The sequence below is a fragment of the Pseudomonas sp. SL4(2022) genome, assembly GCF_026625725.1.
GTDB lineage: Bacteria > Pseudomonadota > Gammaproteobacteria > Pseudomonadales > Pseudomonadaceae > Aquipseudomonas.
Map to the genome: position 1 here is coordinate 1806645 of NZ_CP113060.1, position 18442 is coordinate 1825086.

At 61.7% G+C, this 18442-nt stretch carries 18 protein-coding genes; 7 read left to right on the forward strand and 11 right to left on the reverse strand.

Annotated elements, in window-relative coordinates:
* Nucleotides 1–47 precede the first annotated feature (47 nt).
* From OU997_RS08705 to OU997_RS08725, 5 genes are all read right to left on the reverse strand, one after another.
* Nucleotides 48–1586, reverse strand: coding sequence for a diguanylate cyclase (locus OU997_RS08705; RefSeq protein WP_267809677.1), 1539 nt, complete (start codon nt 1584–1586; stop codon nt 48–50).
* 64 nt (nt 1587–1650) lie between these two features.
* Nucleotides 1651–2136: an acyl-CoA thioesterase gene (locus OU997_RS08710; RefSeq protein WP_267809678.1), complete on the reverse strand. Its 486-nt coding sequence runs from the start codon at nt 2134–2136 to the stop codon at nt 1651–1653.
* 63 nt (nt 2137–2199) lie between these two features.
* Complete coding sequence (locus tag OU997_RS08715; protein ID WP_108489186.1) at nt 2200–2931, reverse strand: substrate-binding periplasmic protein; 732 nt, start codon at nt 2929–2931, stop codon at nt 2200–2202.
* A gap of 55 nt (nt 2932–2986) precedes the next feature.
* Nucleotides 2987–4354 carry a glutamine synthetase family protein gene (locus OU997_RS08720; RefSeq protein WP_108489185.1) on the reverse strand — a complete coding sequence of 456 codons (1368 nt, stop codon included), beginning with the start codon at nt 4352–4354 and terminating at the stop codon, nt 2987–2989.
* 115 nt (nt 4355–4469) lie between these two features.
* Entirely contained in the window at nt 4470–5861 is a 1392-nt protein-coding gene (locus OU997_RS08725) for an aspartate aminotransferase family protein (RefSeq protein WP_267809679.1), read from the reverse strand.
* A gap of 122 nt (nt 5862–5983) precedes the next feature.
* Between OU997_RS08725 and OU997_RS08730 the strand changes: the two genes are divergently transcribed.
* The 6 genes from OU997_RS08730 (at nt 5984) to OU997_RS08755 (ending at nt 11529) form a co-directional block, all read left to right on the forward strand.
* Nucleotides 5984–6754, forward strand: coding sequence for an SDR family NAD(P)-dependent oxidoreductase (locus OU997_RS08730; protein WP_267809680.1), 771 nt, complete (start codon nt 5984–5986; stop codon nt 6752–6754).
* Between the two features lie 210 nt (nt 6755–6964).
* The gene (locus tag OU997_RS08735) at nt 6965–7618 is read left to right on the forward strand and encodes a GntR family transcriptional regulator (protein ID WP_267809681.1); all 654 of its coding nucleotides are present in this window, start codon (nt 6965–6967) and stop codon (nt 7616–7618) included.
* Nucleotides 7619–8003: 385 nt separating this feature from the next.
* The gene (locus tag OU997_RS08740) at nt 8004–8135 is read left to right on the forward strand and encodes a hypothetical protein (RefSeq protein WP_256582912.1); all 132 of its coding nucleotides are present in this window, start codon (nt 8004–8006) and stop codon (nt 8133–8135) included.
* A gap of 131 nt (nt 8136–8266) precedes the next feature.
* The gene (locus tag OU997_RS08745) at nt 8267–9067 is read left to right on the forward strand and encodes a hypothetical protein (RefSeq protein ID WP_267809682.1); all 801 of its coding nucleotides are present in this window, start codon (nt 8267–8269) and stop codon (nt 9065–9067) included.
* Between the two features lie 168 nt (nt 9068–9235).
* On the forward strand, nt 9236–10837 hold the full coding sequence (locus OU997_RS08750) for a tetratricopeptide repeat-containing response regulator (protein ID WP_267809683.1): 1602 nt from the start codon (nt 9236–9238) through the stop codon (nt 10835–10837).
* Nucleotides 10837–11529 carry a sensor histidine kinase gene (locus tag OU997_RS08755; protein ID WP_108486736.1) on the forward strand — a complete coding sequence of 231 codons (693 nt, stop codon included), beginning with the start codon at nt 10837–10839 and terminating at the stop codon, nt 11527–11529. Before OU997_RS08750 ends, OU997_RS08755 begins: the two co-directional genes overlap by 1 nt.
* Before the next feature lie 25 nt (nt 11530–11554).
* Here the strand turns inward: OU997_RS08755 and OU997_RS08760 are convergent, their stop codons facing one another.
* Entirely contained in the window at nt 11555–11989 is a 435-nt protein-coding gene (locus tag OU997_RS08760; protein ID WP_108486737.1) for a hypothetical protein, read from the reverse strand.
* A gap of 41 nt (nt 11990–12030) precedes the next feature.
* The gene (locus tag OU997_RS08765) at nt 12031–12441 is read right to left on the reverse strand and encodes an SMI1/KNR4 family protein (protein WP_108486738.1); all 411 of its coding nucleotides are present in this window, start codon (nt 12439–12441) and stop codon (nt 12031–12033) included.
* 198 nt (nt 12442–12639) lie between these two features.
* Here OU997_RS08765 and OU997_RS08770 point away from each other — a divergent pair, with 198 nt between their 5' ends.
* Nucleotides 12640–13230, forward strand: coding sequence for a hypothetical protein (locus OU997_RS08770; protein WP_108486739.1), 591 nt, complete (start codon nt 12640–12642; stop codon nt 13228–13230).
* 14 nt (nt 13231–13244) lie between these two features.
* On the opposite strand, the gene OU997_RS08775 is transcribed toward OU997_RS08770, so the two are convergent.
* The 4 genes from OU997_RS08775 to uvrD all read right to left on the reverse strand — a co-directional run bounded on the left by OU997_RS08775 (nt 13245) and on the right by uvrD (nt 18369).
* Nucleotides 13245–13613, reverse strand: coding sequence for a VOC family protein (locus OU997_RS08775; protein WP_108486740.1), 369 nt, complete (start codon nt 13611–13613; stop codon nt 13245–13247).
* A 176-nt stretch (nt 13614–13789) separates the two neighbouring features.
* On the reverse strand, nt 13790–14638 hold the full coding sequence (locus tag OU997_RS08780; RefSeq protein WP_108486741.1) for a Tim44 domain-containing protein: 849 nt from the start codon (nt 14636–14638) through the stop codon (nt 13790–13792).
* Nucleotides 14639–14840: 202 nt separating this feature from the next.
* Complete coding sequence (locus OU997_RS08785) at nt 14841–15929, reverse strand: TRAP transporter substrate-binding protein (protein WP_267809684.1); 1089 nt, start codon at nt 15927–15929, stop codon at nt 14841–14843.
* Nucleotides 15930–16164: 235 nt separating this feature from the next.
* A complete protein-coding gene (gene uvrD, locus OU997_RS08790; protein ID WP_267809685.1) occupies nt 16165–18369 on the reverse strand; it encodes a DNA helicase II in 2205 nt (734 codons plus the stop codon).
* Between the last annotated feature and the right edge of the window lie 73 nt (nt 18370–18442).

The following is an 18442-nucleotide window of genomic DNA, read 5'->3' on the forward strand; positions in this document are numbered from 1 at the left end:
GCGGCTCCGGCGGCAGGAGGCTGAGCTTAACAGAGCCTGCCGTTCGCTTACGCATCCAAGCAGATACGGTTTCGCCCCTGCGCTTTGGCGTTGTACAGCTGGGTGTCCGCGCGTTGCAGCAGCTGTTGCAGGCTGTCGCCGGGACGGGCGCAGGTCAGGCCGATGCTGACGGTGATGTGCAGCGGGCCCTGGACAGTGGCGAGGGGCTGCGTGTGCAGGGCATTGCGTAGCCGTTCCAGGCGCTGTTGCGCAGCGTTGAGGTCGCTGTCGGGCAGGAGAATAACGAATTCTTCACCGCCGAAGCGGGCGAACAGGTCGGTGCTGCGCGCCTGCTGCTGGCACAGTTCGCTGAACGCCATCAGCACCTGATCGCCGACGGCATGGCCGTACTGGTCGTTGACCCGTTTGAAGTGATCGAGGTCGAGCATCGCCAAGCACAGCGGGGTGCCTTGGCGTTGATTACGGCTCAGCTCGTGTTCGGCACGTTGCTGGAAGGCGCGGCGGTTCAGGGCGCTGGTCAGCGGGTCGGTGGTGGCGAGTTGGCGCAGCTGTTCTTCCAGGGCCTTGCGCTGACTGACATCGCGGATCTCGGCGACCTGCTGCTGCGCTTCGGCCAGGCGCGCGATGCTCAGCTCGGCGGCGAATGGCTGGCCGTCAGCGCGTTGTGCGAGCAGGTCATGGGAGCGGCCATCGGCCTGTTGCAGCAGTTCGCTAAGCGTCTGTTGGCTGCTGCTGTCGAAGAGTCGGGACAGCGGTTGGCCGAGCAGCTGTTCGCGGGTTTGCGCAAACAGCTGTTCCAGCTTGGGGTTGCTGTCGATGATGCGTCCGCCGTCGAGCACCATCACCCCGGCGTTGCTCACGCTCATCAGGCGTTCGAAGCGCTCGACGTTGGCAGCCGCCTGCTGGGCGTTGTGCTGGCTGTCGGCGAGGATGCGGCGCATGGTCAGCAGCACCAGGCCGACCAGGGCCACAAGCCACAGGGGAATGCCGAAGTTGTAGGGCAGCAGGTAGCTCACCGAGCGTGTGACATCCTCGTGGACGATGCCTTGCAGGCCATCGTGCAGGCCAATCACGCCGCGCACCAAGGTGACCAGGGCATAACCCAGCAAGGCGATGGCGACAAACCGGCAGACGCCGCGCAGTTCCACCTCGCTGGGCGCACGCCACAGCGCCCAGCAGGCTTGCAGGGGCAGCAGGCCGCCAATGGCGGCGTACAGCGCGATGAGGTATTCCGAGTTGATGGGGCTGCGCCACCAGTGCCAGCTCAGGACCAGGCTCATCAACCCGGCGCTGGCGGGGACGGTCCACCAAGGCAGCGGCAGGCCGAGAAAGCGAAACACGCCGAGCAGGATGATCGCCTCGCCGGCCAGTTGCAGGGCGTTGCCGAGAATATTCAGCAGTTTGCTGCCACTGGCCATAAAACCCATGAACAGCAGGATGCCGATGATCAGGGTCCAGCTGCCCAGCATCCACAAACCGGGGCCCCGGTAGGGGCGGGAGAAATACCAGAGCCCGCTGCAGGCAATGGCGCTCGCCAGCATCAGGTTCAGGCCCAGCAGCATGGGGGAAAAATACAGGCTTTCCATGGCCTTACTCGGTGTTATGCGCTGGGCGCGATTGTGCCGGGGGCGTGGGTGGATGTTTGCTCGCTCAGTTTTTTTCTTCGTTCAGCGCCTGGTAGCGCTGCTGCAGTTCTTGGCGGATCTGCCGGCGTTGCAGAGCCTGGCGCTGGCGGCGTTGGGCGTCGCTGGTGGTCGGTTCGAGCGCGGGTACGACGGCCGGTTTGCCCTGTTCATCGACGGCCACCATGGTGAAAAAGCAGCTGTTGGTATGGCGCACCGAACGTTCGCGAATATTTTCCGTGATCACTTTGATGCCGACCTCCATTGACGTGCGCCCGGCGTAATTGACCGAAGCCAGAAAGGTCACCAGCTCACCGACATGAATGGGCTCGCGAAAGATCACCTGATCCACCGACAACGTGACCACATAGCGTCCGGCAAAACGGCTGGCACAGGCATAGGCGACTTCATCAAGGTATTTGAGCAGGGTGCCGCCATGCACGTTGCCGGAGAAGTTGGCCATGTCCGGAGTCATCAGAACAGTCATCGTCAGTTGTGCGGTTCCAGGTTCCATGAAGCGGCTCTGTGCGAAGTAATGGTGCAACCCTATCAGGTGCTGAGTGCTCTAGCCTGAGGATCAGGGCAGATTGAACCGTTGTTGCAGTTGTTTCAGCTGGGGGGCTTGCTCTGTCAGGAAGCGATCAAAGTCCTTGATCAGCTCCGGGTGTTGGTAACTGCTCAGATGAAAGTGTGTGGTGATCTGGGGCAGCTGCGGGTCTTGCTGGATCGACGCCGGTGGAATGTCGAGCAGCTGCATGTGGTGCTCGACCACCTTCGGGTTGGCATACAGGGCATCCAGCCGGCCCCGCTCAAGCATGCGGATCATGCTCTGAATGTCCTGCACCTCGATCAGTTCGATGGCGTACTTGGGCAGTTGCGTCTGCCAGGCTTCGGCAGTGAAGCCGCGCACAATGCCAATCCGTTTGATCGCCTGCAGCCCCTGACCCAGGTGCTCGCGGCGTACCAGGGTGGCATCAACGATCTCGACGACCGCCTGGCTGTAGTACAGCGGTTGTCCATCGCGGGCCTGGCGTGACCAGGCAGGGTTATCGGGAAACAGCAGATCAAGGCTATGTTCGCCCAGCATGTTGCGGTATAGGCGATTGACCGGTTGCGGGCGCAGCTCCAGTTGCAGCCCCTGATGCTTGGCAAAGGCCTGCAGCAATGCGATGCAGTAGCCTTCGAATGCCTGGCCCTCTACGGCTTTGAAGTAGGGGTAGTAGTCGTGTTTTTCCAGCCCCACGCGCAGGGGGGCGGCGGTAATGAGGGCGCTGTACAGCCAGCAGGCCAGGATAATGCAGAGGCGCATGAGCCACTCCAGGGTGCTCAGGGTCTGTACAGCGTAGCTGGTGCTGCTTCAACCGTCAGGCGTGGGTCAGGTACCAGCGCCAGTCCTGCTCACCGACTTCGCCCATAAACTGGCGGAATTCGGCCCACTTGATCGCCAGGAACACCGTGAGGAAGTCCTCGCCCAAGGCTTCCTTGGCCCAGGCGGAGTTCTCCAGCGCGCGCAGGGCGGTCAGCCAGTCGGTTGGCAGGGTTTCGCGGGCCTGCTCGTAGCCGTTGCCGATGATTTCTTCGCCCGGATCGATCTGGTTGTTGATGCCGTGATGAATACCGGCCAGGATCGCCGCCGCCGCGAGATAGGGGTTGGCATCGGCGCCGCAGATGCGGTGCTCGACATGCCGGCTCTTGGCCGGGCCGCCCGGTACGCGGAACGACACGGTGCGGTTGTTCACGCCCCAGCTCTTGGCCAGCGGCGCGTAGCTGTTGGCCTGGAAGCGGCGGAACGAGTTGGCGTTGGGGCAGAAGATCGCCAGTGCATCATTCAGCGTGGCCATCATGCCGCCGATGGCGTGCTTGAGCAGCGGTGTGCCGTGCGGGTCTTCGGATGCCATCAGGTTGTTGCCGTTTTCATCCGCCAGGCTGACATGCATGTGCATGCCGCTGCCGGCCAAGTCGCCAAACGGCTTGGCCATAAAGCAGGCCTGCAGCCCGTGTTTGTTGGCCACGCCCTTGACCAGACGCTTGTAGCGCACGCCTTCATCAATGGCCTGCAGCGCGTCGAAGCGGTGCTCCAGGGTCAGTTCGACCTGGCCGGGTGCGTACTCAGAAATCGCCGTACGCACGGGCAAGCCCTGTACTTCACAGGCGGCGTAGAGGTCATCGAGGAACGGCTGCAACTGCTCCAATTCATAGACGCCGTACACCTGCGGCGCTTGCGGGCGCACGCCATTGGTTTGCAGCGCCGGTTGCGGACGGCCGTTGGCGTCGCGCTGTTTATCCAGCAGGTAGAACTCCAGCTCCACCGCCATCACCGGGTGGTAACCGTCGGCCTTGAGCCGGTCGATGGCGCGTACCAGTACATGGCGTGGGTCGGCCGGGGCAGCGGGCATGCCCTGAGTCGGGTGCATGCTCACCTGCAGCTGCCCGGTGGGCGTGGCGCGCCAGGGTTGCAGGGTCAGGCTGCCGGGCAGCGGGTAGGTCCAGCAGTCGGCGTCGGCGACTTCCCAGACCAGGCCGCTTTCTTCCACGTCCTCGCCCTGGATGGTCAGCGCCAGGATCGAGCTGGGCAGCGGCCGGCCGTTCTCGTAGATGGCCAGCAGCTCGTCGCGGTGCAGCAGCTTGCCGCGTGGGATGCCGTTGGCGTCGATCAGCATCAACTCGATGCTGCGCACTTCGGGGTGATTGGCGAGGAAATCACGGGCTTCCTGGGGGTTGGCGAATTGCATGGCGGCGGTCTCTGTAGGGTGGATGACGCTTTATCCATCCACCGTGGGAATCGGTTATCGGTGCGGCCTGCCGGTGGATGAAAAGAGCGTCATCCACCCTACGAAGTAGGCGGTCTTACTCGCGTGCACCGGGGATGGCCAGCAGCTCGGTCAGGGCCTGGTCGAGCATGGCGATCAGTTTGTCCACATCATCAGCCGATGTGCTCGGGCAGCACAGGGTCATGTTGTGGAACGGGGTGATCAGGATGCCGCGGTTGATCAGGTACAGGTGCAGGGCCATCTGCAGTTCGTCGTGGAATGCCGCTTCGGCTTCGGCGCCGGTCTTCGGTGACACCGGGCAGAACTGGAACTCACTGCGCGCGCCCAGCTCGGTCACCGACCACTTGAGGTCGTGCTTGCTGATCAGGCTGCGGAAGCCATCGGCCAGACGCTTGGCCAGCGGCAGCATGTGCGCGTAGGCGGCGGGTGTCATCACCTGTTCCAGGTTGGCGCGCATGCAATGCATGGCCAGGGCGTTGGCCGACAGCGTGGTGCCCATGCCGCTGTGACCGTGGCCATGGCTGCCTTCGCTGGCACGTTTGCGCGCAGCGGTCATGGCCTCGGCCATCGCCGCGCTGCAGCCGAAGATGCCGCACGGCACGCCGCCGGCAATCGGCTTGCCGACCACGAAGAAGTCCGGGTCGAGGTCCCATAATTTAGTGCAGCCACCCATATCGGTGGAGATGGTGTGGGTCTCGTCGATGATCAGCAGCGCGCCGTATTGTTGCGTCAGCTCGCGGCACTTTTGCATAAAGCCCGGCTCGGGCAGGACCATGCCGATGTTGGTCATCGCCGGCTCGCAGAGCAGGGCGCAGACGTCGCCTTTCGCCAGCGCCGCTTCCAGCGCCGCCACGTCATTGAACGGGATCGAGCGGCTGTACTCAGTCAGGTCGTAGGCCTGGCCGACCAGGCCGGAGCGCGGCACGGTTTCGCCGTCGATGCAGCGCACCATCACATCGTCCACCGTGCCGTGGTAGCAGCCATCGAACACCAGCAGGGTTTTGCGTTGGGTGATCGCACGGGCCCAGCGCAGCACGTAGCGGTTCGAATCCGTGGCGGTGGCGGTGACCTGCCAGAACGGCAGGCCGAAGCGTGCGGCCAGCAGTTCGCCGCAGACCACGGCGTCTTCGCCCGGCAGCATGGTGGTCAGGCCGTTGTTGCCCTGTTCGGCGATGGCCTTGGCGATCGGGTCCGGGGAGTGGCCGAACATGGTGCCGGTGTCGCCCAGACAGAAATCGATGTACTCATGACCGTCCACGTCATAGAAGCGCGCGCCCTTGGCCCGCTCGACAAACAGCGGCACCGGGGTCGACCAGTCGGCCATCCAGTGCATTGGCACGCCGCCGTAAAGCGAGTGACGCGCACGCTCGGCCAGGGCCACGGATTTCGGGTTGCGCGCGATAAAGCGCTCACGCTCACGCTGGGCGAAGGTTTCTACGGCGGATGGGTGGATACCACTGGCAGTCATGTTGAACACCTCGTTCGAATATCTGCACATGCTATTTTGTGATCACAGAAAACTCAAGCATTGGTTTGATTCGGCTTTATTGCTAGATTAACGCCATATTTGTGATCACAGGATGTTATGGAATGGTCTTCCAACAGCACGTTGCGTTAATCAGTGGCGCAGGCAGTGAGTCGGGTATCGGTCTGGCCATCGCCCGCCGCTTGGGTCAGCAAGGTGCGCGCGTGCTGCTCACCGCCAGCAGCGCCCGCGTTGAACAGCGTGCCGCTGAGCTGTGTGCCGAAGGTATTGAAGCACGCGGCCGCGCTGCTGACCTCACCGATGAGCAGCAGGTCGGTGAATTACTCGCCTGGGCGCAGGCGCAGTGGGGCCAGATCGACATTCTGGTGAACAACGCCGGCATGGCCATGCAAGGCAGCCCCGAGCCGTTTGCCGAGCTGGCGGACATGGACCTGGCGACCTGGAATCTGTCCATCGCGCGTAACCTCGGCACGGCATTCTTGCTCACCCGCGCCGTGCTGCCGGGCATGCGCACACGCGGCTATGGCCGTATCGTCAATATCAGCTCAACCACCGGCACCCGTGGCAGCAACCCCGGTGAATCCGCCTACAGCGCGGCCAAGGCCGGTATGCTTGGCCTGTCCATGGGGCTGGCGCTGGAGGTAGCCAAGCAGGGCATTACGGTTAACAGCGTGGCGCCGGGGTGGATCGCCACCGGTTCCAGCACCGAAGAAGAACGCCACGCGGCTGCTTACACGCCGATGCGTCGCGCCGGGCGACCGGAAGAAGTCGCTGCTGCCGTCGCCTTTCTCGCCTCGCCTGAGGCCAGCTATATCACCGGCGAGGTGCTGGTTGTGGATGGCGGTAACTGCCTGATTGAGAACAAGGCCCCGTGAGCGCCTCTGCGTCGGTCAGGCGTTGTTGCAGGGATACTTGAAAATGCTCATTGACTGCAGTCAACTCCGCTTTTCAAGCACCCCTGCGCCTAGCCAGCCTCTAGCAGAGCCACTCAGACCATTTTCTAAACATCGGAGAACTTCATGCACAACTGCTCGCTGACCCTCGCCCAACTCCCCGCGCCGCCGGTACAAGGACGCCGCTGAACCATGGCCGATAATCTGCAGGAACACCTTTACCAACGTATTCGTGAAGGCATGCTGGTTGGCCGCTTTCAGCCCGGCGAGCGCCTGAAAATCCGTGACCTGGCCGCCGAGTGGGGCACCAGCCCGATGCCGGTGCGGGCCGCGCTGCAGCGGTTGGTTGCCGAGGGCGCGCTGGAGGGCGAGCCACAGCGCTCGGTGCGCGTGCCGCCGATGACTCGCGAACGCTATGAGCATATCTTTCAGGTTCGCCTGGGCCTTGAAGGTTTGGCCGTGGAGTTGGCCACTCCGCGTCTGACGCCTGCCGATTTGGCCGAACTGCGTGGTTGCGTGGCGCGTATGGACCAGGCTATCGAGCAGCGCCATATCCATGCCTATCTGGATGCCAACAGCCAGTTTCATCTGCGCCTCTACAGCGCCTGCGGTAACCCGGTGCTCCTGCGCAGCATTGAATCGCTGTGGCTGCAGGTCGGCCCCTTCTTCAACCGTCTGTTTACCGGTGCAGATTTATCGCTGCGCTTGAACGATTTTCACGAAGATGCCTTTACCGCTATCGAAGCCGGCGATGCCAAGGCCGCACGTCAGGCGATGGAGCAGGATCTCCTATATTTCGCGCGTTTTCTCCTCAATTTGCTCGATCTTGAGCAGGGTCAGCGTTGACTGGATGCTGAAGCGCGGGCAATACGGTAGCCGACAACTGAAAGCAACGAAGACGAAACCCAGGAGTCGGTCTGGCACTGGGTGCGCGCCGGCTGGCTGGAAAGCCACGAATTTTTCACGATCGACAATACGGCCCTGCGGCGTTAACACGACGCAGGGCCGCAGTCGCTTCAAGGCAGATAAATCCGAAGGCGATGTACTTGTCGTCCCAAACAGCTTTTTAAGGGGCATTAAAGAGCGGTAACGGGTGGATTACGCGATGCTCGAAATACGTGATTCCCCGCCAGAATCACCCTCAGCGCCGCTAACCACCCTATAAAAGGTTTCTGCAGCGGGTAGCTGGGGCATAGCCAATCCGAAACACTCCTCCCCCCAGCAGAGCACCATGCGCCGGTTCGAGATGGCCATGCACAGCATTGCGTTGATGCCGTTTGGCGATGCGCCCGGCACAGCACAGGCTCATACCGGTGTTACCGGTACTGTGCTTGAGGTGGGGTACTGCGCTGCCTGCAAGTAATTTTTGGGCTGTCTGCTGCACGTACAGGGCTGATGTTTTGGTTTGGCTGTTCAGCGTTGGTTCAGTAATACCGGTTTAGGCTGTTCGTCCATTCCGATAGCCACGCCACCATAGCGTGATGAGTACAGACAATGAACAGAGCTATTTTGCTTGGCTGCACGCTGGGCTTACTCAGTGGCTGCGCAGAGTTGCAGCAAATACACAACGAGCAAGTGGCGCGCGATTGCCAAGCAGGCTTTGCCCACCAGCGCGGCCTGCGTGATAGTGCCATGGGCACAGCGCAGGACAGCAACTGGTTCAACGCCTTCTGCCCTGTTCAGCAGCGCACTGTCGCCGTGCAGAGCTATCTGCAAGGCTACCAAGCGGGACTGGCCGGGCGTAAACCTGCTCCGCCGCCACGGCCACAGGTGCAGCCACCGCAAGTGCTGCGACCACAAGTCACGCCGCCAGGAGCCATAGTTGTGCCGGATTACAACGAAATTGCCGGGCGTGTAGTCACGCCGCCAGGAGCCATAGTTGTGCCGGATTACAACGAAATTGCCGGGCGTGTAGTCACGCCGCCAGGAGCCATAGTTGTGCCGGATTACAACGAAATTGCCGGGCGTGTAGTCACGCCGCCAGGAGCCATAGTTGTGCCGGATTACAACGAAATTGCCGAGCGTGTAGTCACGCCGCCAGGAGCCATAGTTGTGCCGGATTACAACGAAATTGCCGGGCGTGTAATCACGCCGCCAGAACCGGGCATAGTTGTGCCGGATTACAATGAAATTGCCGGGCAGGTCATTGCCCCGCCGGAGCAGCCGCAGGTGGTGCCGGAGGCAGAGTGGCCGTCGCCAACCCTTGAATCGGCGCAGCCTCTATTACTGCCAGAGCCTCAGGTGCTTCTCGAGCAGCCAGAAACGCTGGCTGTAGAGGTAGATGACTGGAGTTGATGCTCGGCAGTTGACTGGCCCCACCAGGCCGCGTCGACAGCGCTTTCAGCAGGGCCACACGCCCCAGCTCAGCACAATTCAGTTCTCTGCGCATGGACAGCATGGGCGGGATCGCCTGCACCCATATACACTGAAGCGATTCTGAGGCGTCAGTAAAAGGGCTCTGCAATGCTGGATTACGGCAGTAAACGCATTCTGATCGTCGATGATTTTTCCGACTTCCGCAGCTCGCTGAAATCCATGCTGCGTGACATGGGCGCGCGTGATGTGGACACCGCCGACCGTGGCGAAGAAGCCCTGAGCATGTGCCGTAACAAGCGCTACGACATCATCCTGCACGACTACAACCTGGGCGGCGGCAAGAATGGCCAACAGGTGCTGGAGGAGTTGATCGCGGGCAGGCTGATCAGCCATCAGTGCATCTTTGTCATGGTCACTGCCGAAAGCAGTCAAGCTATGGTGCTCAGTGCCCTTGAGCACGAACCGGATGCTTACCTGACCAAGCCATTCAACCGTGCCAGCCTCGATCAGCGGCTGGATAAGCTGGCTGAGCGTAAGACAGCACTCAAAGGCATTCTCCAGGGGCTCGATAAGCAGGACCCCTCCGCTGTTCTGGAGGCCTGCAAGGTCCTCAGTCAACAGGACAAGCGTTACCTGCCACTATGCCAGCGCTACCACGCCACCGCTCTGCGTGAATTGGGCCGGTTGGACGAACTGGAGCAGCTGCTCAATGGCGTCTTGGCCGAGCGGCCTTTGCCTTGGGCGCAGGTGGCAATGGCCAGTCTGGCGCACAAGCGCGGCGATTTGGCGCGCGCACAGAGTCTCTACGAACAGGGGCTCAAACTGTTTCCGATGATGCCATCGCTGTATGACGGCCTGGCCGCTGTTCTGCAGGCTCAGGGTGACAGTCTGCGTGCCCAGCAAGTCCTGGAGGATGCGGTCAAGCTGGCGCCGCTGGCGATTCGACGGCAGATGCAACTGGGCAAGCTGGCCCTTGATAACCAGGACTTTGGTAGCGCCGGCAAGGCCTATCGCCAGGCCATGGAGCAGGGCCGCACCTCCAAGTTCAAAAGCCCGGAAAACTACCTGGGGCTGGCCCAGGCGATCACTGCACAGGCTGGCGATGGCACACTCGACAAACGCCTGCAGATTGAGGTCAACCAAGCCCTCGGCGAGCTGGACAGAAATTATGCTGGCGACCCCAATGTGCAGCTGCGCTCGCGCCTGGCCATGGCCAGTAGCCTGATGAAATCCGGTGAGCCCAAGAAGGCCGCGCAACTGGCTGCCGAGGCTGCTGCTGCACTGGCCCGTTTGCCGCAATTGTTTGCCGCCGATGCCGCCCTCAGTGTTGCCAGTCAGTTGCGCGCCCTGGGTCAGGGCGAGGCGAGTGACACGCTGCTGAAAACCTGTGTTGAAGCCTACGGCGACGACCCGCAGGTGATGCAGGGGGTGGCGAGGCAAACCGATAACAGCGACATTCTTTCGGGTGGTAAGGAGGCGGTCGAACTTAACCGGCAAGGTGTGCGTTGCTACCAGCAGAAGCAGTATGACGAAGCGCTGCGACTGTTCCGCCAGGCGTTTGCCCTGCAGCCCAAAAATCTCAGTATTGCCCTCAACACTGCGCAGTCATTGTTGCAGTTAGGCGCGCAGAACCTGTCGGCCGAGTTGCTGGCCGAATGTCGGCACTGCCTGGCAATAGCCAGCCAAATGCCCACCACGGATCCTCGCCATGCCCGTTATCTGCAACTGCAACAGCGGGTAGCCGGCTGATGAGTGATGAGCCTGGGGCGCTGGATTTTTCCTTGGTGATTGCCTCAACCGTGCATGACATGAAGAACTCCCTGGCCATGCTGACCCGTGCCCACGCGCAGTGGCAGGCGCAGTTGCCTGCCGAACAGCAGACCGTTGCCGAGCAAGGGGTGATCGATTACGAGTTTGCCCGTCTCAACGGCATGCTGGTGCAGTTGCTCGGCCTGTATAAGCTCGGCGTCAACCAGCTGCCGATGCGCCCCGGTTATCACGAAGTCGACGATTTTCTTCAGGCCCAGTTGGCACGGCATTTCGAGGTGCTGCAAAGCCGGCAGATCAGCGCACGTTGCGAGGTCGAGAGCTTCGACTTGATGGGTTTCTTTGATCAGGAACTGCTTGGCTCAGTGGTCGCCAACATCATCACCAACTCCATCCGCTACGCCCACAGTGCCCTGTTGATCAGTGCCTGGGAGGAGAACGGGCAGCTGGTACTGGCGATCTGCGACGATGGCCAGGGCTACCCCGAGGAAATGCTCGTCCAGCAGTCCAACTACGTCCTTGGTCTCAGGCACAGTACTGGCAGCACCGGCCTGGGCCTCTATTTCGCAGGTCGGATTGCCGAACTGCACGAGCGCAATGGCCTACGCGGGCATATCGAACTGGCCAACGGCGCGCCGCTGGGCGGCGGAGTATTCCGGATCTATCTGCCCTGAAGCAGGTTGTGGCCTGCCGTTGTGTTTATTCGCTGTCTGGCACCTGCGCTGGCCAGTCAGCTTTAGGTTTGCCCAGATGCGGCAGCCAGTCCGCGGGATGCTGTGGTACCGCCTGATTCGGCCAGTTTTCCGGTCCACAGTGTTTCTTAAAGTCTCGGGCTTGTCGCAGCCAGCCGCGATAAGCGTTTTCACTGGCCATGCTGGAAGCATTTTCCAGCCTTACCGACTCGCGGGCAGCCTGGTACAAGTCATCGACACGGCGCAAACAACGGGTGTAAGTCCGGTTGTCCATGGCGTGGTATGCCGATGGCTCCTCGCGCCACCACTCGATGGCGCGCCAGCTCGCACCGATGAGCATCAGCATGATGGTGCAGGCTGCGAATAGGCTGGCAAACAGGGCGAAAGGCAGCAATCCCAGTAGCTGGTAATACGCGGTGTGAGGCTGTTGCCGCCTGTTCATGTGTTGAGTTGCTGGGGCGTGTGCCATCCCTGGCCCATTATTCAGCTCTCCAGCCAAACATCGCGTACCCAGTGCCAGACCGATTCCCAGGTTTCGTCTTCGTTGATTTCCTCGGTTTCGGCTTCCCACAGCAGCACGGTGCCGTCTTCTTCGACCACGTAGTAATTGCCATGGTCTTCGCACAGCGGCACGTACTCGCGTGGCACGCCGAGTGACCAGGCGGTGGCGGCGACTTCCGGCAGGTAGGTGTGCGATTGCGGATCGCTGGCGGTGACGGGCTCCAGGCGGCCGTAGACCACATCGCTGACCTGCAGCAGGTATTCACGCAGGCCAAAGGGCAGGTGGATCAGGATTTGCTCCTGAATCTCCACTAAGGTTTCTTCATCGGGGAGTTCCAGCGGGACGGGCACCGGCTCGTTGAGTTCGCGCAACTGTTCGATGACTTCTTCCACGGTGTAGGCCTCATGTATGACGGGTAATACGGGAGCGTTTTATACCGTAGAACGGGTTCTGGGGCATCGTGGATGCGCGCTTAAGGCCTGCGGATTGAGCCGTTGTGCAGGTGTTGCCTGACGCCAAGCAGGAGGCTGGCAAAGTGCTATCGTTGTACATGATGTGTCAATTTTTGAACGTCATAAAACGGTCTTCCTATGAAAAGCCAAGCGCAAGAGTCAGATGACGGTGTGCTCAGCGAAGAGGAGCGGTTACAACTGCTGACCAAGGCCGGTCAGCGCAATCGCTTGTTTATCCTGGCCTTGGCTGGGGTGTTGGGCACGTTGATGTTGGTGTCGGTTGGCCTGAACATCCACAACCTGTTCAGTGCAGGCGATGAACCGCGTATTCAGGCACTGGAGAAGCAGGTTAAACGGCTGGAAGAGCAGCTTAAGGTGCAGCAGAGCGCGCTGAATAACCAGGAGGAGTTGCTGGCCAGCCAGCAAGCGTCACAGCTCACCGGGCTGTTTGAGCGGGCGGAAAACCCCAACAGCATCGCCCAAGTCAGCCAGGTGCTGCGCGCGCAGGAGCGTGATTACCAGCAGGTGATGAATGGGTTGAAGGCGGGGATGCGTGATTTGGCCAATATGCTGCCGGGTTCGCGCAGTTGGCTGGCCGATTACAACGAAATGATCGACCGCGCCCTGCTGAACAGCCGCAAGCGCAGTGAGGAAGTTGAGGCCTGGAGCGACAAGGCCCAGCAAGCTGCGCCGGCAGCCAAGCCGCCGGGCAGTGTCAATCGGGGGTGAGGCGGGGTGGGCTTTTAGCCCATGTGGAAGAACGCCAGCTTGTTGCCGTCCAGGTCGCGGAAGTAAGCCCCGTAAAAGCCGGGCATGCGTTCGCCCGGCTGACCGTCGCACGTCGCGCCCAGTTCGAGGGCTTTGGCGTAGAGTCTATCGACACCCTCACGCGAGCCGCCTGGCAGGGCGATCATGTTGCCATTGCCGGGGGTGGCTGCTTGTTTGTCGAACGGCAGGCACACACCCAGCATGGGCTGACCTTTGCCGGTACCGTAGAAGGCCGCACGGCCGACGTCCATCACGATTTTTGCACCCAGTTCAGCCAGTAATGCGGTGTAGAAAGCCTTGGCTTTTTCCAGGTCATTGGTACCGATCATGCTGTATCCGATCATGCTGCCGTCCTCATCAGAGTGGTTGTGCGAAGGGTGCAGTGTGCGTCATCAGGTGGGTAAAGGGTATGCAGGTCTTTCGTCCTGTCTGGCCCGTTTGGCGGCTATTTCGGTCGCCTTGAGTGCGCTTAAAAACACAAAACCCAGGCAAGCCCGGGTTTTGTGGTGAAGCCTGTGGATCAGCCGTTCTGGCGAATACCGGCCACCAACCATGGCTGGTTCTCACCGACTTGACGCTCCAGACGCCAGCTTTCGCTGAACACTTCGCCTTGGTCGAAGCGCGAGGTCTTGGCCACACCGGTGAAGGTCAGGGTGGCGACAGTCTTGTCGCTGAGGTCATCGACGCCATCCAGTTGTACGTCGAGGTTGTCGACGTAGGTGGACTGGAAACCGTCGCCCAGGTCGGCGCGCTCGCGGCGCAGGAACTCCAGCAGTTGCGGGGTGACGAACTCGGCGATCTTGTCCATCTCGTTGGCATCCCAGTGCTGCTGCAGGCTGAGGAAGTGCTCACGGCCTGCACTCACAAAGCTCTGTTCGTTGAACCAGGCCGGAGCATTGATCACGGGCTTGATTGCAGCGCCGGCAGCGTTGCCGCCGAAGATCGAGCTAGGGGCCGTCTGGGTCGGCATTTCGCGCTGATACGGCACGCCACCGGCGGCCGCTGGCTGGGCCTGGCGACGACGGGCAGCGAGGAAACGGAACAGCAGGAAGGCGATCAGGCCGAAGATCAGCATGTCCATGATCTGCAGGCCTTCAAAGCCGTCACCCATGAACATGGCGGCCAGTAAACCACCAGCGGCCAGGCCAGCCAATGGGCCTAACCATTTCGATGCGCCGCTGGCTGCTGCCGGCTGACGACCAGCCGCAGCCGGTGCGGCGGTTTGCTGAGCAGGGGCCTGGCGCGCCTGATGGCTGGGCGCAGAGCCCAAGGATTTGCCGCCGCCCATGCGCTTGGCTTCGGCGTCGAAACTCATGGTAAGCCCCAGGCTAAGGCACATGGCCAGGGCGATGCTTAGAAAACGCTGCATGATGGGCTGTCTCTTGGTTGATGGATCTACGCGCGGCATCTTGCCCGGCGCACGCGCGGCTGGCTAGGCATAGAGTGTTTCCGACTTTTGCCCACCGTGCGGTTGCGCAGTGATGCTGGGGCGTGACGCGCAAGTGATGAACCGGCAGCGCGCCGCTGAGTGGCTCAGGCTCCCGCGATGCGAGAGGGTGCAAGACGCGCGATTAACGCCAGTCGTACAGCTCTTTTTCCGAGAGCAGGTGCATCTGGCTGACCTGCGCCTGGAAGGCTAGCATCGAGGCCCAGATGCGGCCGTTGAGTTCACTCTGCGCGGCCAGTTCGCCCAGCACGACCTCGGATTCGCGCTGCAGGGCGTCGAGCACCTCATCCGGGAAGCGCTTGAGCAAGGTGCCCGATTGCTTCAACTGATCCAGCGCGAGGGCGTTGTGGTAGACGTAATCGTCGAGCATGTCCTGATTGGCGGCGCGGGCCGCTTCGGTGAGGATCGCCTGCAAATCGGCCGGCAGGCTGTCCAGCGCCTTTTGGTTGATCAGCAGTTCCAGCACAGCCTGTGGCTCCTGCCAGCCGGGGAAGTAGTAATACGTGGCCGCCTTGTGCAAGCCGAAAGCCTGATCGTTGAACGGGCTGACCCAGTCCGTGGCATCGATGGCGCGGGTCTGCAGGGCCGTGAAGATCTCCTCGCCAGGCAGGTTGACGGGGGTGGCACCGAGTCGGCTGAGCACTTCGCCACCCAGGCCCGGCATGCGGATTTTCAGGCCCTTGAGGTCGTCGAGGCTGTTGATTTCGGTGTTGTACCAGCCGCCCATCTGCATGCCGGTATTGCCCACCGCCAGCGGCTTCACGCCGAAGGGTGCATAGGCTTCATCCCATAAGGCCTGCCCGCCGCCTTTGCTCAGCCAGGCATTCATTTCGCTGGTGGACAGGCCAAACGGTACGGCGCTGAAGAACTGCGCCGCCGGCACCTTGCCCTTCCAGTAATAGGCCGCGCCGTGACCCAGCTCGGCGGTGCCGCGTGACACGGCATCGAACACTTCCAGCGGTGGCACCAGTTCGCCACCGGCATACACCTTGATGATCAGGCGGCCATTGCTCATGGTCGCCACCCGCTCGGACAAGCGCTCGGCGGCGGTGCCCAAACCGGGGAAGTTCTTTGGCCAGGCGGTGACCATCTTCCAGTGGTAGGTCTGCACCGGCTCGGCGCGGGTCTGCGGGGTGGCAGGTTCTTCCTTGCAGCCAGCCAGCCCGAAGGCGGCGAGCAGGGCGCTGACGAGCAGCAGAGGACGGCGAATCATGTGAGCCCCTTATGGTTTAAAGGCTGAGCACGTAGCCCGGATGCAATCCGGGGTGAGTCCATGGCTTGCATCGCTCTCGGATTGCAGCCGGGCCACCGGTCCTAAACGATAAAGGGCTAGGCCTAGGGTGGGTGACGCTTCACCCATCCACCAGTTGCGAGGGTGGATGAAAAAGCATCATTCACCCTACAAGGTTACAGGCCATGCAACCCGCGATAAGCACCACGGCCAGTTGTTACAGCGCTTGCAGCTTGGCGTAGCTGAGCATTAGCCATTTACTGCCTTCACTCTCGAAATTCACTTGCACCCGCGCCTGTGCACCGGAGCCTTCGAAGTTGAGAATGGTGCCTTCGCCGAACAGGCTGTGCTGCACGCGCTGACCCAGGCTGAAGCCGGTGTCCGGCACCGCGCTGCCGGCAAACAGGCTGTCGCCACTCATGCTGTTGCCGCCCATGTTGCGGCTCACTGCGCCAAAGGGGCGGCTGACGCTGTTGCTCAGGCGCACTTCCTGAATCAGCTGCGGCGGGATCTCGCGGACGAAGCGCGACACCTTGTTGTAGGTTTCGCTGCCATACAGGCGACGGGTTTCGGCGTAGGTGATCACCAGCTTGCGCATGGCGCGGGTGATGCCGACATAGGCCAGACGGCGTTCTTCTTCCAGACGACCGGGCTCTTCCAGGCTCATCTTGTGCGGGAACAGGCCTTCTTCCATGCCCACCAGAAACACCAGGGGGAATTCCAGGCCTTTGGCGCTGTGCAGGGTCATCAGCTGCACGCTGTCTTCGTTCTCGGCAGCTTGGGTGTCACCGGCCTCCAAGGAGGCGTGGGTGAGGAAAGCTTGCAGTGGAGTCATGTCGTCGCCTTCGTCGTTGTCGAAGGTGCGCGCGGCGCTGACCAGTTCTTCCAGGTTTTCCACCCGTGCCTGACCCTTTTCGCCTTTTTCCGCCTGGTGATAGGCAATCAGACCGCTTTGCTCGATGACCGTCTGCGTCATCAGGTGCAGGGGCATGTCCTGCACCTTGGCCGAGAGGTTATTGATCAGTTCTATAAAACCGGCCAACGCGCCCGAGGCGCGTGCGGGCAGCGCTTTGCTGCTCACCATCAGGTGCAGCGCGCCCCACATCGACACCTCATGGGCGCGGGCGTACTCGCGGATGGCCTCGATGCTTTTCTCACCGATGCCGCGTGCCGGCACGTTGATGATGCGCTCCAGCGCCGCGTCGTTGCCACGCCCGTCGAGCAGGCGCAGGTAGGCCATGGCGTTTTTGATTTCGGCACGTTCGAAGAAACGCTGGCCGCCGTAAATGCGATACGGAATTTTCTCGCGCAGCAGGGCTTCTTCGAGCACCCGCGACTGGGCGTTGGAGCGATAGAGAATGGCGATTTCGCTGCGCTTGAGGCCGTCCTTGCGCAGGGCGTCTTCGATGGACTCGACCACGTAACGCGCTTCGTCGTGCTCGTTGAACGCCGAATACAGGTTGAGCGGCTCGCCATCGCCGTCTTCGGTCCACAGTTCCTTGCCCAGGCGGCCCTGGTTGTTGGCAATCAGCGCGTTGGCGGCCTTGAGGATGCCGGCGGTGGAGCGGTAGTTCTGCTCCAGGCGGATCACTTCGGCGTCGCTGAAGTCGTCGGAGAACTGCTGGATATTCTCGATCTTCGCCCCGCGCCAGCCGTAGATCGACTGGTCGTCGTCGCCCACTACCATCAGGCTGTCGCTGCCCTTGGCGAGCAGGCGCAACCAGGCGTACTGCACGGCGTTGGTGTCCTGGAACTCGTCGACCAGGATGTGCCGGAAGCGCCGCTGGTAATGCTCCAGCAGGCCCGGTTTATCACGCCACAAGTCGAGCGCGCGCAGCAGCAGTTCGGAAAAGTCGATGACCCCGGCGCGGGCGCAGGCGGCCTCGTAGGCTTCGTAGATTTTCAACATGGTGGCGAGGAACAGGTCGCCGCCGGGCTGAATGTTTTTTGGCCGCAAGCCTTCGTCTTTCTGCCCGTTGATAAACCACTGTGCCTGTTTCGGCGGCCAGCGTTGTTCGTCCAGGCCGAGGTCGCGGATCACCCGCTTGACGATGCGCTGCTGGTCGTCGGAATCGAGGATCTGGAAGTTCTCGGCCAGGCCGGCTTCCTGCCAGTGCGCGCGCAGCAGGCGATGGGCCAGGCCGTGGAAGGTGCCCACCCACATGCCGGCCGGGTTCTGCCCAAGCATCTGCTCAATGCGGTGGCGCATTTCGGCGGCGGCTTTGTTGGTGAAGGTCACCGACAGGATGCTGTGCGGCGAGGCCTGCTCGATCTGGATCAACCAGGCGATGCGGTGCACCAGCACGCGGGTTTTACCGGAGCCGGCACCGGCCAGCACCAGTTGGCGGCCCACGCGCGCGGCCACGGCCTGGCGTTGGGCATCGTTCAGAGAAGCAATCAGAAGTTCGGGGTCATTGTGCATCGCGGCATTCTAGGGGGCTGCGCCAGGCAGGGCAAACCGCGTCGTGCCCGCACTTGACCGGACGACTGGTCGG